12 protein-coding genes are annotated in these 13,676 nt (G+C 55.5%); 6 read left to right on the forward strand and 6 right to left on the reverse strand.

From position 1 onward, the window contains the following. Positions 1–36 precede the first annotated feature (36 nt). Positions 37–1,356 carry an ATP-binding protein gene (locus ABC502_RS12225; RefSeq protein WP_345916065.1) on the forward strand — a complete coding sequence of 440 codons (1,320 nt, stop codon included), beginning with the start codon at positions 37–39 and terminating at the stop codon, positions 1,354–1,356. A gap of 19 nt (positions 1,357–1,375) precedes the next feature. Here the strand turns inward: ABC502_RS12225 and ABC502_RS12230 are convergent, their stop codons facing one another. Both ABC502_RS12230 and ABC502_RS12235 read right to left on the reverse strand, forming a co-directional pair. Then, a complete protein-coding gene (locus ABC502_RS12230; RefSeq protein ID WP_345916066.1) occupies positions 1,376–1,975 on the reverse strand; it encodes a hypothetical protein in 600 nt (199 codons plus the stop codon). Then, complete coding sequence (locus ABC502_RS12235) at positions 1,965–2,489, reverse strand: RNA polymerase sigma factor (protein ID WP_345916067.1); 525 nt, start codon at positions 2,487–2,489, stop codon at positions 1,965–1,967. The genes ABC502_RS12230 and ABC502_RS12235 overlap by 11 nt, the downstream gene beginning before the upstream one ends. A 181-nt stretch (positions 2,490–2,670) precedes the next feature. Here ABC502_RS12235 and ABC502_RS12240 point away from each other — a divergent pair, with 181 nt between their 5' ends. Further along, positions 2,671–4,104, forward strand: coding sequence for an amidohydrolase family protein (locus ABC502_RS12240; protein WP_345916068.1), 1,434 nt, complete (start codon positions 2,671–2,673; stop codon positions 4,102–4,104). 68 nt (positions 4,105–4,172) lie between these two features. Then, positions 4,173–4,439 (forward strand): superinfection immunity protein, encoded by a 267-nt coding sequence (locus tag ABC502_RS12245; RefSeq protein WP_330088713.1) that lies wholly within the window; start codon positions 4,173–4,175, stop codon positions 4,437–4,439. Positions 4,440–4,500: 61 nt separating this feature from the next. On the opposite strand, the gene ABC502_RS12250 is transcribed toward ABC502_RS12245, so the two are convergent. From ABC502_RS12250 to ABC502_RS12265, 4 genes are read right to left on the reverse strand one after another with little or no spacing between them, the layout of a single operon-like run. Continuing rightward, positions 4,501–5,598, reverse strand: a complete 1,098-nt coding sequence (locus ABC502_RS12250) for an MBL fold metallo-hydrolase (protein ID WP_345916069.1) — start codon at positions 5,596–5,598, stop codon at positions 4,501–4,503. A 44-nt stretch (positions 5,599–5,642) separates the two neighbouring features. Further along, a complete protein-coding gene (locus ABC502_RS12255; RefSeq protein ID WP_345916070.1) occupies positions 5,643–8,063 on the reverse strand; it encodes an FtsX-like permease family protein in 2,421 nt (806 codons plus the stop codon). Beyond that, positions 8,056–8,757 (reverse strand): ABC transporter ATP-binding protein, encoded by a 702-nt coding sequence (locus tag ABC502_RS12260; protein ID WP_330088710.1) that lies wholly within the window; start codon positions 8,755–8,757, stop codon positions 8,056–8,058. The genes ABC502_RS12255 and ABC502_RS12260 overlap by 8 nt, the downstream gene beginning before the upstream one ends. 10 nt (positions 8,758–8,767) lie before the next feature. Next, positions 8,768–10,015: an HlyD family efflux transporter periplasmic adaptor subunit gene (locus tag ABC502_RS12265; RefSeq protein ID WP_345916071.1), complete on the reverse strand. Its 1,248-nt coding sequence runs from the start codon at positions 10,013–10,015 to the stop codon at positions 8,768–8,770. Between the two features lie 262 nt (positions 10,016–10,277). On the opposite strand from ABC502_RS12265, the gene ABC502_RS12270 reads away from it, so the two are divergent. The 3 genes from ABC502_RS12270 to ABC502_RS12280 all read left to right on the forward strand — a co-directional run bounded on the left by ABC502_RS12270 (position 10,278) and on the right by ABC502_RS12280 (position 13,666). Beyond that, the gene (locus ABC502_RS12270) at positions 10,278–11,657 is read left to right on the forward strand and encodes a sigma-54 dependent transcriptional regulator (RefSeq protein ID WP_345916072.1); all 1,380 of its coding nucleotides are present in this window, start codon (positions 10,278–10,280) and stop codon (positions 11,655–11,657) included. Further along, a complete protein-coding gene (locus ABC502_RS12275) occupies positions 11,654–12,967 on the forward strand; it encodes an ATP-binding protein (RefSeq protein WP_345916073.1) in 1,314 nt (437 codons plus the stop codon). Before ABC502_RS12270 ends, ABC502_RS12275 begins: the two co-directional genes overlap by 4 nt. 318 nt (positions 12,968–13,285) lie before the next feature. Continuing rightward, positions 13,286–13,666, forward strand: a complete 381-nt coding sequence (locus ABC502_RS12280; protein ID WP_345916074.1) for a hypothetical protein — start codon at positions 13,286–13,288, stop codon at positions 13,664–13,666. Positions 13,667–13,676 lie beyond the last annotated feature (10 nt).

Raw genomic sequence — 13,676 nt, forward strand, 5'->3', positions numbered from 1 at the left:
GGCATGGCATGAACAGCTGACTAGAGGCCTTATTGTATGGACAACCAGCTACGGCAAATTATTGAAGGAGTCGCCAACACCAGGGGCGAGGCTTTCTTTCAGGCCATGACTTTGCAGTTAAGCCAGGTGATCAAGGCCGATTTTGTCTTTATTGCCCGTTTGGATCATGCGGCCTACAGCTCACAGACCCTGGCCCTGGTGGTGGATGGCCAGTTGGTCGATAATATGGAGTACTCACTCGAACACACCCCCTGTGCCAATGCCGCGGATGACAGTTATTGCATCTACTCCAGTGGTATTCAGCAGCTGTTCCCGCAAGATCAGTTGTTGGTTGATCTTGGCGTTGAAGCTTATGTTGGCACGCCATTGCATGATTTGCAGGGTAAGGTGATGGGCATCGTAGTGGCCATGTACCGCCAGCCGGTGTCTGAGCCGGAGCAGGTCACTACCCTCTTTACCATTTTCAGTGGTCGTATAGAAGCCGAAATGGAGCGACTGGACTTTGAGCGGCAGTTGCAGCAGCTGAATCAGCAATTGGAGCAGAAAATCAAACTGCGCACAGCTGATTTGGAGCAGGCCCTGGCGGATATCCAAACCATGCAGCAGCAACTGGTGGAGTCGGAAAAACTGGCGGCACTGGGGCAGTTGGTATCGGGCATAGCGCATGAGGTCAATACCCCGCTTGGCGTGGCCGTGACAGCTCAGGGCATTGTGGAGCAAAAGTTCCAGTCCTTTGCATTGGCAGTGCGTAGCAACCAGCTCAGTAAAAAGGCGGTGCAGCAGTATTGCCTTGCGATGGAGCAAACGTTGCCATTGCTCACCAGTAACTTGCAGCGGGCGGCGGATCTTATTCAAAACTTTAAACGGACTTCGGCCGATCAACATTCATCCGAGCAGCATCAAATCGGCATTGCGCATTACTACCGGCAGATTTTATCCACCTTAACAGGTATTACGGACCAGGCTGGTGTTGAAATCCTGCTTGAGGCAGATCCTGCCTGGCAGGTGACCACGGTACCTGGCAGCCATGTGCAAGTGCTCTCCAATCTGGTGTTCAACAGCCTGCAACATGGTTTTGCCGGTCAGCCTGGCCCGCATAAAATTACCATTAAGGTACGGCAGCAGGACGATGGCTATTGGGTGCAGTACCGGGATAATGGTTGTGGCATCAGTGACGAAGTCCGACTCCATCTGTTTGAGCCTTTTTACACCACAGCCCGGGCGCAAGGCGCCAGCGGGCTGGGGTTATCCATTTTGTACAATCTGGTCACTGGGCAACTGGGTGGCAAAGTCCAGCTACCGGCTACTAAGCGGGGCTTTGCATTGGATTACAGTTTTTGCGATTTGCAGCCATAAGCTCCACTACCCGCTGATCTCAAACTGAGTCATCCGACGCAAACTGCCGCGTTAAATCGGTGAGTTGCTGCAGTTCCAGGGTTTTCTGCTGTACTTTTTGCTGCAAAAGGTAGATCCCATACAGGCACAGCGGGGATGCCACCAGGCTGTAAAACAGCAGTAAGTCCATCGGGGTTAACGCCGGTTGCCAGGCCGACAATAGCCAGAGCAGCGCGGTAAATAGCAGCATAGCAGCGCAGCAATACTGGTTGTAACGGTAGTAGCGCAAGCTAAGCTGACAGCTGCGAAGCCGGAACTGCAGCAAGCCGTGGCTGCTCCAGTTGTCGTACGCCAGGATTGGCCGGTGCACCTGCCAACTGATGTAAACCGCACCGATGGCACCCAGCCCAAGAAAAGTGGCTGCTATATAGCCCAGCCAATTCGGCATGCTAAGCAGCAACCAACAAGCGCTGGCAGCCATCACCAGCGCAGCCAGGCACTCCCCGATCATCAGCACCCGTTGCTGGTGCTGGCGCTGGCTGGCCTTGGCTAAGTCGGCGGCGTTCGGTGGGGGAACGGCTGTGGCTGGCTGTTGTTGCCAGCTCGCTTTGAGGGCCATGAAATCACTATCATCGGTCATGTTGCATCAACTCCATCAATTCAGTTTTAGCGCGGTTCAGCCGTACCCGGACTGTGCCTGGATTCAGCTGCAGAATGTCTGCAATCTCCGGTGCATCCATATCCTCCATCGCCAGCAGGATCACCTGCCGGTTGGCCGGTGATAAACGGCGAACTGCCTGCATCAGTTGCAGGCTTTGCTGGCTGGCACTCACCTCGTTGGACGGGCAGTCCTGCAGCAACAGCTGTTCTGTGTCTGCATCCAATGGCTGCCATTTGCTGCGCTGCGCCCGGGCAATGTGATCGACGGTGACATTGTGCACAATCCGGAACAGGTAAGCGCGCGGCTTTTCTGCAGCTTGCAGTCGGGTCATCGACTGATGCAGTGCCAGAAAAATATCCTGTTTCAGATCCTCTCTGGCGGCAGCATTGGCTTCAGAAGCCAGCAAGGTGCGGCTGATAGCACCCTGATTGTCTTGCCACAGTTGCAGTAAAAACTGCTCTGGTGTCCATTCGTTGTTATCGGTTCTGTTCAAAAAATCCCCGTTTCCCACGCTTTTGTTGTTCTTTGTAACGACTCAGTTGTTAGCTAGTCAGTCTGCCTGATACGACGAAGTGTTACATAAAAAAATAAAAAAAATGTTGTAACGCTTCGCAGCTACCGCACGACTTCACAAGCAAATACACCCAACTAGATTCAACTACAGGAACCTCAGGATGAAAAAATCAGTATTAGTTTGTTTGCTGGCTGCTTTGTCGATGGCGCAGCTCAATGCGGAAACAGTGTTGTATCACAATGCGACGTTAATCAATCCTGCTACTGAGCAGCAATTAAGCCTCGGCTGGTTGTTGGTGCAGGATGGTCGAATCGTCAAGATGGGGCAGGCGCAGGCAGACGGCTTACCTGCAGCCAACAGGCAAATTGATTTGCAGCAACACTATGTGCTGCCAGGTTTGATTGATGTTCACCTGCACTTAACGGCCGGGCCACACCGGGTTGAAATGCGGGATGGCACGCCAGTAATTACCATGACAGGTCATAGCGAAATCACCCGCTATCATGCGCTTAGCACCCTGGCAACCGGAGTAACCACAGCCTTTAGCCCGGCCGGTGATCCTGTCGCCAATGCCGACTATGTCCAGCAGCAGCAAGCGGGGTATTGGCCTGGGCCGAGGCTGCATTACGCTGGCTATGTGTTTGAGCCAACGCCTATTCTGGGAGGCTCGGTTCACCCAACCGATGAGGCCAGTTGGCGGGCGGAGATTGCCAGCCAACAAGCCATGGGAGTGGATTACATCAAGCTGTATACCGGACTGACGCCGGGTGAAGTAGCCATGGGGGTACGGCTGGCGCGCGAGGCCGGGTTAAAAACAGTGGCGCACCTGGATGGTGTCAGTTGGCAATATGCGGCAGATCTCGGAATTGATGTATTAACGCATGCCCTGCCCACCAGTGCAGAGTTATTAACCGGCGCAGGCAGGGCGGCGTATCTGGCTGAGCGGAAAAATCCGTTTAACCAACGATTTATCTACAGCTGGTTCCAGCATGTCGACTACGACAGTGAGCCGATGCAGCGTTTGATCCAGACGCTGGCACAGCAGCAAACCCGGGTCGATTTAACTCTGGTGGTGAATGAGCTGTTTTACTTTGCCCGTGAGCTGGACGCGCTCTACCCTGAGGATGCGATGTGGGTGTTCCACCCCGAAACCCGCCGACGCTGGCGAGCTTTGATGGCGGGACCCAGCTATGACTGGAGCGCAGCAGACTTTGCCATTGCACAGCAACAACTGCCTAAAGTAAAAGAGTTTTTTAAACGCTTGTACGATGCTGGTGTGCCGCTGGCCATTGGCAGCGACAGCGTCAGCAGCGGTCCTTTCTTCCTGCGTGAATTGCAACTCAGCCAGGCTGCCGGCCTGAGCAACTGGCAGGTTTTGCAGCTTGCTACCGTTGGTGGTGCTCACCACTTGGGTCTTGCTGATACCGGTCAGCTGGCTGAAGGGTATCTGGCCGATTTTATTGTGGTTAGTGCCAACCCTGTCACCGATCTGAACGCATTGAGTACAGTGCACACTGTGGTGCAACAAGGCAAGCGCTGGCAGGTGGAGGCATTGAAAGAAAAACTAACCACCTTGAGCAGCCTTGAGTTGTGAACACTGAACGCTATTGGATAACTATTTATAAATCTGGCAATGCACTGCAATGAAACGAGGAGAGACCCATGGGTACGATTGAAAACTTTTTTGCGACCATCCAACAAATGAATGCTGTTACCTTGCTACTGTTTGGCTTATTTTTTCTGCTGGTGTGGTTTTTACCCAGCCTGCTGGCCTTGCTATTTAACCGCCAGCATGCTGGAAAAATCGCTTTGCTGAATATCCCGGCCGGTTTCTCCTGGATTGCCTGGGTAGCCCTTTGCGTTTGGGCCGTTACCGGTAAACTTGGCGACAAGCTGGCTGCCAAGGCCCGCTTCAAGCCAGTTGCTTAACAACTATCCCGGCGGAGCGAAGCGTTCAGCCGGGATAAGGTAGGGCCAGGGAAGCACTTAGCTACAAAGCAACGCTTTCCCCTTCATTAAGAATATGCAGTGGCACCGTGCTTTGCATCTGCTGCTGCATATGCAGCAGGCGTAGCAGCGGCGAGTGCGAGCTGATATCGCCCATCTGCCAGCTGGCATTGCCATAACCCCAGGGGATCATCACCTTGCACCCCAGCTCTTCGGCAGCGACCAGCGCGTCTTCCGGCGTAGTATGGACATTGCGATACCAGTCGCTGTGCTCCTCGTGATGGTAAGAGGCTATCGGCAGCAGGCAGATATCGATATCGCCATAGCGCTGCTGAATGTCGCGAAAATGCTCGGAGTAGCCGGTATCGCCGGCAAAAAACAAGGTATGGCCCTGATGCTCCACCACCCAGCCACCCCATTTAGCCCGGTCGTCATCATTAAAGAGCCTACGGCTGTTAAAGTGATGCGCCGGCACCAGATGCAGAGTTAGCTCACCCAGCTCGCTGCCGGTGTACCAGGCTTTTTCCAGCACCTGATAGCCACCTTTTGGTAGGTAATCGGCCATACCCAGCGGCACATAGTAGCGCGCCTCTGTGCCAATCTGGCGAATGGCAGCATGGCTAAAATGGTCGTAGTGCAAATGCGAGTAGAGCACAGCATCGGTGGCGGCCAACTGCTCGGCAGAAAGGCTTGGCGTATAAGGCCTTTTGATAATGCCGACCAAATGCGAGGCCCAATTAACCGGCCAATCGAACTGGCCGAATACAGGGTCAAACAGCAGTTGCTGGCCGTCCGGTGTTTTCACCAGAAAGCTGGCATGGCCCAGCCAGTGCACCGCAAAACCACTGCCAAGCTCAGGCACAGGTTGCTCGCCGTTGTACTGGCAGTTTTCACCATGGCTTTGGCAGGCAACCGCCGGATGGGCCGGGTAGCAATCTTCCTCGCAGCTCACCGGATACTCTCGCTCACCCAGGCGTATGCGATACTGGTTGCGGTAACGCCCCTGGTATTTGCCTTCTTGCACCTGCACAATCACCGCTTGTTCGCTGATCAGTTGCTGCACGGTATTGGGGGTGCTGCAGGCCTGGAGGAGCAGGGCGCTGCCAAGCAGCAACCCCAGTGAGCCGAGTGTCAGTTTCATCCATCGTCCTTTTAAGTTCATTTTCATCGGGGCATAGGTTCCGTTTAGTACTGTCGTAATACCATGGCAGGCTTGCGGCTGGCAACCTGCCAGGCCAAAGTCGCCACTGTGCACCAACAAATGGCGAAGGTAATGGCTGCTGCCAGCAGGTAAAGCCAGGGGCTTTGGGTTACCCGCACACTAAAACCGGCCAGCCAGGCATCCAGTGCCAGATAGGTGGCCGGGATGGCCAGCATAGCGCTGATGGCCATTAGCTTCAGGTATTCATTGGCCAGCAGATTGACCAGATTGAAGGGGCCTGCACCCAGCACTTTGCGCATGGCCACTTCACGTGAGCGCTGCTCGGCGCTAAAGGCAGCCAGGCCAAACAAGCCAACGCAGGTCAGTGCTATGGCCAAGGCAGCGAAGATAGCGATGACGGTGCCCTGGCGCTGCTGGTTTTGGTATAACGCCGTGTAATCATCATCCAGCCAGCTTAAGCGGATATCCTGGCGCTGCAAGCGCTCGGTCAGCAGCTGCTCAATCTGCAGCCGGCTTTGCATGGCCTGCAGTGGGTCCAGTTGCAGCAGAATATGGCCGATGTGCATCGGCGAGCGGCCACATATCAGCAACAAGGGTTCGGGCTGGCGGGTGGCTGCACCCACCTGGACATCGGCAATAACGCCGACGACTGTAACGGTGAGTGCCAGATGGTTCTGCAACAGCCACTGCTGGCCAATGGCATCGGCAGGGTTGTTAAAGCCGGCCCGGCGGGCCAGGGTCTCGGTAATGATACCGGCAGCGGTGGCCTGGTCGTCGTGTTGCTGGTACCAATCGCTTTGGTAGTCGCTGCTAAAATCCCGTCCTGCCAGCAGCGTAAAGCCGGCAGTTTGCACGATATTAAAACCGGTGCCCAGCTGGGGAATGGGCGGCAAACTGGTATCCGCGGTCTGGCCAGGTAACTGAATCGACATCGCTTGCGAAATGGTGTCGGTCAGCTGCATATCCAGCAGGCTGGTACTTTGCACCCCCTCAATGCGTTGCAGGCTGCTTAGCAGGCTTTGTTGCTCGGCCCAAAACAAGTGCTCGTTGGCAATGCTGTGCACCAGCAGGCGAGCGTCGCGTTGATAGCCGGTATCTTGTTGCTGCAGCAGTTGCAGCTGTTGCTGCAACACGGCGGTAGCCACCAGCAGGCCAATGGCGATAGCGCCTTGCAGCACCAGCAGCCCTTTGCGCAGCCAGATGGCGGTGCTACCCCGCTGAAAATCGCCGCTCAGCACTTTTTTGGCATCAAAGGCCGAGATAAAAAGCGCCGGGTAAACACCGGCCAGCAGGCCTGTGGTCAGCACGGTCGTAAAAGCCAGACCACCAAAAGCACCCAGATAGCTCAGTGCCAGCGGGCGATTGACCAGGGCACTAAACCAGGGCAGCAGCAGTTCGACCAGGACCAGTGCCAGCAGGCCGGCAGCGGCTGCAATCAGCAGGGATTCCAGCATAAACTGGGCAAACAGCTGCCAGCGGCTGGCGCCCAGGGTTTTCCGTACCCCAACCTCTTTGGCGCGCTGACCGGCGCGGGCGGTGCTCATATTGATGAAGTTAATGCCAGCCACCAGCAGCAATAAGGCCGCCAACAGCAGGCCAATGCCGACGGTGCTGGCCGAGCCATTGACTTTCATCTCAAAACTTAAATCCGAGTGTAGGTGAATGGCCGTTAATGGTTGCAGTTCCAGCGCCATCATGGCCTGGCCCTGATAGGCCTGAGCATTCACCAGTTCAGTAAAATGCGCCAAAAAGGCATCAAGATCCAGCCCATCGGGCAGCTTGACGTAATTGTACACGGTGTTCATTGGCAGAGGCTGCGCATTGACTTCATCACTCAGGCGGCGCAGCGAATTCAGCTGCAGATGGCTCTGGGCCGGCAGCCGGTAAACGGCGGTTATTTGATGGTTGCTGCCATCAAGCTGCAGCTGCTTGCCCAGCACCTCGCTGTGGCCAAACAAGCGAATCGCCTCGTGCTCGGCCAGTGCCAGTCGATTGGGTTGGCTGAGTGCAGCCTGCAGATCGCCGCTTAGCACTTCCAACTGGAAGAAGTCGGTCAGGTTGGCATCTGCCTGGAAAGCATGCGTCATGGCGATTTGCAGCGGCGAGCCTTCCAGTTGGATCAACACCTCTTCGCCAACCCCAGCCAGCCGGGTGACCTCAATGCGGGCATCGAAATCCTGCAGCAAAGCTTTCATGGCTGGGCTGGTCACCGGGAAACGTTGCTCCAGCGGAATAAAGGTTTGCTCCAGCCGGAAGGTACTGCCGGCATCGGGGTGCATCCGGTCAAAGCCTTGCTCGTGTTGTACATAGAGCAAAATCAGCAAGGCGGCGGCCAGGCCAATGGCCAGACCACCTAAATTCAGTGCCAGGTGGGTTTTATGCCGCAGCACGGCCCGGACGCCGGTGGTCAGGTAATTACCCAGCATGGAAAGGGCGTTACGCATACTTCACCTCCGCTGCCGGGGCCAGAGCCCGCTCGCTGACAATCTGGCCATCCAGCATTTGCACCATGCGACTGGCGTAACGGGCTTCGTGCTCCGAGTGCGTCACCATCACGATGGTGGTGCCTTCCTGATTCAGCTGGCGCAGCATCTGCATCACTTCTTCGCTGTTTTTTGAATCCAGATTGCCGGTGGGCTCATCGGCCAGGATCAGCGCCGGATTGATCACCAAAGCCCGGGCCACTGCCACCCGCTGTTGCTGGCCCCCGGACAGCTGTAAGGGCAGATGATCGGCACGGTGATCCAGCTGCATCCGTTTTAAAATGGCTTCGACCCGTTGTTTGCGCTCGCCGGCGGCGATGCCCTGATACTGCAGCGGCAGCTCAACGTTTTGAAAAACCGTCAGCTCATCAATCAGGTTGAAGCTTTGAAAGACAAAACCTAGCTGGTTTTTGCGCAGCTCCGCCAATTGCTTTTCACGGAAGCGGGCAATGTCCTGGCCTTTAAAGTTGTACACGCCGTCGCTTGGGCTGTCCAGCATGCCCAGAATGCTTAACAGGGTAGACTTGCCACAGCCAGACGGCCCCATAATGGCAACAAACTCGCCGGCTTCAATGGTCAGGTTGATGGTGTTCAGGGCTGTGGTTTCCAGCTCTGCAGTGCGAAATACCCGTTGGATTTTTTGTAACTGAATCATCGGATGGTCCTTAGCGTTGTAATTGAATGATATCGGCTTGTTGAAATTCGCGATAGCCGGAAGTAATAACTATGTCGCCTTCACGCAGCCCCTGGCGTACTTCCACCAGTTGGGCACTTTGCCGGCCCAGTTGCACGGCTTGTTTGCGGGCTGTGGCCGTGGTTGGGTCCAGCACATAGACAAAGTGACCACCGCCATCGCTTAAAAAAGGGCCCCGGGCAAGGGCCAGCACCGGGCTTTGCTGATCGTCCAGCTGCAGCGTCAGGTTGACCGACTGGCCGCGTTTGGCCTGCAGCTGCTCGGGCAGGACAAACTCCAACTGGAACTGGTTGTTCACCACCCGACTATCGATGCGGCTTACCTGAAGCTCCAGTGGTTGCTGCTGCAAGGTAACCCGGGCGGTCATGCCCAGTTGAATGCGGCCCAGATAAAACTCATCGACACTGGCCACCAGCTTGTACTGATCGGGTTGGTCGATTTGGCCCAGTCGGCTGCCTGGCGATCGGGACTCGCCCACTTCGACATTAAATTCACTCAGATAGCCGCTGATCGGCGCCCGGACCAGCAGGTTCTGCACATTTTGCCGGGCAAAATCCAGATTGCGGCTCAGCATTTCGACGCTTTCCGATAACTGCTGCAACTGCAACTGACGAATGGCTTCTTCCTGCTGCTGGCGCTCGTGCGTCAGCTGCAAGCGGCTTTGTTGATAATGCAGCTCTTCGGTCAGGTTGTTCAGATGCTCCTGAGCCAGCACGCCCGTTGCCACCAGGGGCTCACTTTGCTGCAAATGCCGTGTTAAGGTGGCAATGCGAAACTCAATATCCAGCACATCGCGCTGCAGGTTGAGGCGGTTGGTTTCAATGGTCATCTGGGTATTGCGCAGAAAGTTCATCTGCTCGGTGACCTGCGCTTCGCGGCTGATTAAATCAAGCTGCAGCTGGGTATTGGTCAGTTGCACCAGTGGCTGGCCTTGTTCAACATAGCTGCCTTGCTCCACCAGGCGTTGCTCGACCCGGCCGCCTTCAATCACATCCAAAAACACACTGTACTGTGGCAGCACGGTCGCACGCAGTGCAATGCTTTCCTGCAGTGGCTGCGGCTGTACCACAGCGGTACTGACAGAACTCATTGGCAGCTGCAGCTGCACCGAGGCATTGGCCTGGCTCTTGCTGAACCACCATAAGCCAGCGGCAAGCACCACAGCGACAGCCAGCAACCAGTAAGGGCGTTTCGAGCGGCGGCTAATTTTTTTATCCATGGTCACACTCCGTTCAATTGCATTGGCTGGATAAATACAAAGGCCATGCCAAATTAAATACTTAATAAAAACATATGCTTAATATTTGCTGTCACGGAGAAGTGTCCGCTACTGGTACAGCCGACTGTCCGAAAATGAACACTTTCGTGTTGCAGGGTTGTGCTGTGACCCGGTTGGACGGTATCCGCCTCTTGCATGGGCCAGCCGTTTTGTTTAGGGTGACGATTACGTTTTGCTAACACCCTGATGCGACTCAAAGACGATGAACAATGCAGCCACAGTGCTCGTGCTGGACGACAATACCGACTTACTGACGGCGGCCAGGCTTTGCCTGAAACCTTATTTTGCCAAGGTGCTGACACTGCAGGATCCCAGCCAGCTGCAATCCTGCCTGCAACAACAGCCGGTGCAGTTGTTGCTGCTGGATATGAATTTTCAGCGGGATGTCAGCAGTGGCGAAGAGGGCATTTACTACCTGCAGATGGCGCTCAAATGCCAGCCGGATCTGAAAGTGGTGATGATGACTGCCTACGCCGAGCTGCCACTGGCGGTGCGGGCCATGCAGTTGGGTGCCTGCGATTTTATTGCCAAGCCCTGGAGCAACGAGCAGTTGCTGCGTACCTTGCAAAAGCACAGTGGCGCGCAATCAAGCAACACCAAGCAGGGTGCCGCCCCGGCACCAGCGGTTTTATCACAGCCCACCGTGCCGATGCTGGGCCAAAGTGCTGCCATGCAGCAGGTACAGCGGCTGATTGAAAAAGCCGCTGCCACCGAGGCCAATATCCTGCTGCTGGGGGAAAGCGGTACTGGCAAGGCGCTGGCGGCTGAAGCCATTCACCAGGCATCTCCCCGCCGGCAGGGGCCTTTAGTCACAGTGGATCTTGGCGCGGTGCACAGCAATTTGTTTGAAAGTGAGCTGTTTGGCCATAAAAAAGGCGCCTTTACCGATGCCAAAAGCGATTATAGCGGCCGTTTGCGCCAGGCCAGTGGCGGCACCTTGCTGCTGGATGAGCTGGGCAATGTACCGCTGTCGCTGCAGGCCAAATTGCTGACAGCGCTGCAAAGCCGGGTGGTGGTGCCGGTTGGCAGCAGTCAGGGCCAGCCGTTTGATGCCCGGCTGATCGCCGCGACCAACGAGGATTTGCTGGCAAAAGTAGGGCGGGGTGAGTTCCGGCAGGATTTGTTGTACCGCATCAATACGGTGGAAATTTGTTTGCCACCACTGCGCGAGCGCGAGGGGGATATCCCGCTGTTGCTGGACTGGTACCTGACGTTTTACAGCGACAAATACCAGCAAAGCGGCCTGCGTATTCGGCCAAGCGATCAACGTCAGCTCTGCCGTTACCGCTGGCCTGGCAATGTGCGTCAGTTGGCGCATGCGGTTGAGCGGGCTGTGGTACTGGCCGAGCAGGGCGAGCTGGATTTTAGCCAACTGGAAAGCACCGCCAGCTCCGCACCTGCCGCTGCTGTTCAAAGCCCGGCGGGTGAAGATTTTATGCTGGGCTCTACGCTCGATTACGTTGAGCAAAAAACCATTGCCCAGGCGCTGCAGTATTATCAGGGCAACATCAGCCAGGCGGCAAAGGCGCTGGGCCTGACCCGGGCAGCTTTGTACCGGCGCATGGAAAAATACCAGTTATGACGCGCCTGTTGCTGCCGCTGAGTTTGCTGTTGGGCAGCGCCTTGCTGCTTGGCTGGTTGGGGCTGGCGTTCAATGCGGTCACCCTACTGCTGCTGTTGTTGCTGGGACTGGCTTGCTGGTTGTTGCTGCAACACAGCCGGCACCTGCAGCGGCAAACTTCGTTTTTGTTAAAGGCGCTGGCCAACCAGGATGTCAGTTTCCGCTTGCCGCAGCAGCCTGAATTGCAGGCGTTGTGGCAGCAGGTACAACAGCAACTGATGCAGAGCCGCCAGCAGGCCGAGGCCAGGGCGCAGTACCTCAATGCCTTGCTGACCCAGTTGGAAGTGGCGGTGCTGGAGTTCGATCAGCACAATGTGTTGCAGCAAGCCAACCCGGCTGCCGAGCGCTTGCTGGGCAGCCCGCTGCTGGAGCAAGCCCGGCAGGGGCTTAGTGAGGATAGCCCTGGCTCCTTGCCGCTGTTGTGGCAAAAGCTGCAGCAACCACAAGCGCTGCAACAAGGCGAGCTGCTGTGGCAAAGCGAAGGGGGCCAGGACCGGCTGGCCTATAGTTTGGTGCAAAGCCAGCTGCTGGGCCAACCGCGTAAACTCTTGACCCTGCAAAGCATTCAGCAGCAATTGCTGGCGCAGGAAGTGCGCGCCTACCAGCAACTGACCCGTATTTTGACCCATGAAATCGCCAATTCCATCAATCCGATGGTGTCGCTGGCGCAAAGCAGTCTGGCGCTGTTGCCAGCGCCGGATAGCGTGCTGGATGCCGAGCGCCATGCCGACTTGCACCTGGCCAGCAGCACCATTGCCCGGCGTGGTGAGCACTTAAGCCAGTTTATTGCTGCCTTTAAAACCTTGAGTACCCCTGTGCAGGCAGAGTTGAGTGCTGTTAGCCTGGCCGACAGCCTGGCGCGGGTGCAGCGTTTGCTGCAGCAGCAGCTTGCCGGTATCGAGCTTTGCACTGTGCTGCCGGCGGAGCTGCCGCCACTTTGGCTGGACCCGGCGCTGCTGGAGCAGGTGCTGATTAATCTGCTGAAAAATGCCGCCGAAGCGCTGCAGGAAATCTCGAAGCCGCCTATGAAGCCGCGGATTGAATGCCGGGCTCATTACCAGCATCCCCACTGGTTGCTGGATATCACCGATAACGGCCCTGGTATTACCGCGACTGCCGCCGAGCAGTTGTTTGTGCCCTTTTTTACCACCAAGGCCAGCGGCTCCGGCATCGGCCTGAGCCTGGCCCGGGCCCTGATGCAGGCACAGGGCGCCGAATTGCGCTACCTGCCCAGGTCAGAAGGTGCCTGCTTTCGGTTGCGGTTAAGTTAATGCCGGGCAGACGTTTGAACATCTGTTGTTCGCTCATAGCGCTGATTGACCCTGTGCCAAAAGCGGACATTTTTAGTATCTTATCCGAGACTTAATCACTGTGTTTATTTAGCCAATACGTTGATAAAGCTACCAGTTCTTTGTTAGAGGGGTTGACCCGTATTTGCCGCTCGCACTGACATCAATAGTACCTATAAGTTGTTGTAACCCTTAAGATAACGGTGTAGTGTTCTGTATAGAAAATTGGCAAAGGCAGGTTGATCCATGTTTAACTAAGGGTCGACCTGTCGAATAAGTGTTATAGGGCCTAAGCGCATCATGATAGAAAAAGATGAAATGTTAGAACTAGCAGTTAAAGCTTGCCCTAGCTTTAAGCCAGTGTGGGACGAATTCCTGGACGATTGGATAGATGAAAAGGATTTGCCCTTATATTTAGCACTTGGAGACCTTTCTAGGCACATTTCTTCGCTTGTAGAAACTGCGCAAGATTCTGAACTTAAGGAATTGTTTGAGGTTGTAGAGCGTTGGCACATAGAGGGAAGTCCCTATGTGAAAGAGGCCGCTACAATTGGTTTGTTTGAAGGACTTCAAGGCCAGAGTAATGCGGCATCAATAGAGCCCTATCTACTGCCAGAGAGCAAGAAGTGGTGGGACAAAGTAAACGAGTTCTGGGAAAACGGTACATTAATTAGTGAATAATCGGCCCTAT

It is taken from the genome of Alkalimonas sp. NCh-2 (assembly GCF_039631345.1).
Classification (GTDB): domain Bacteria; phylum Pseudomonadota; class Gammaproteobacteria; order Enterobacterales; family Alteromonadaceae; genus Alkalimonas; species Alkalimonas mucilaginosa.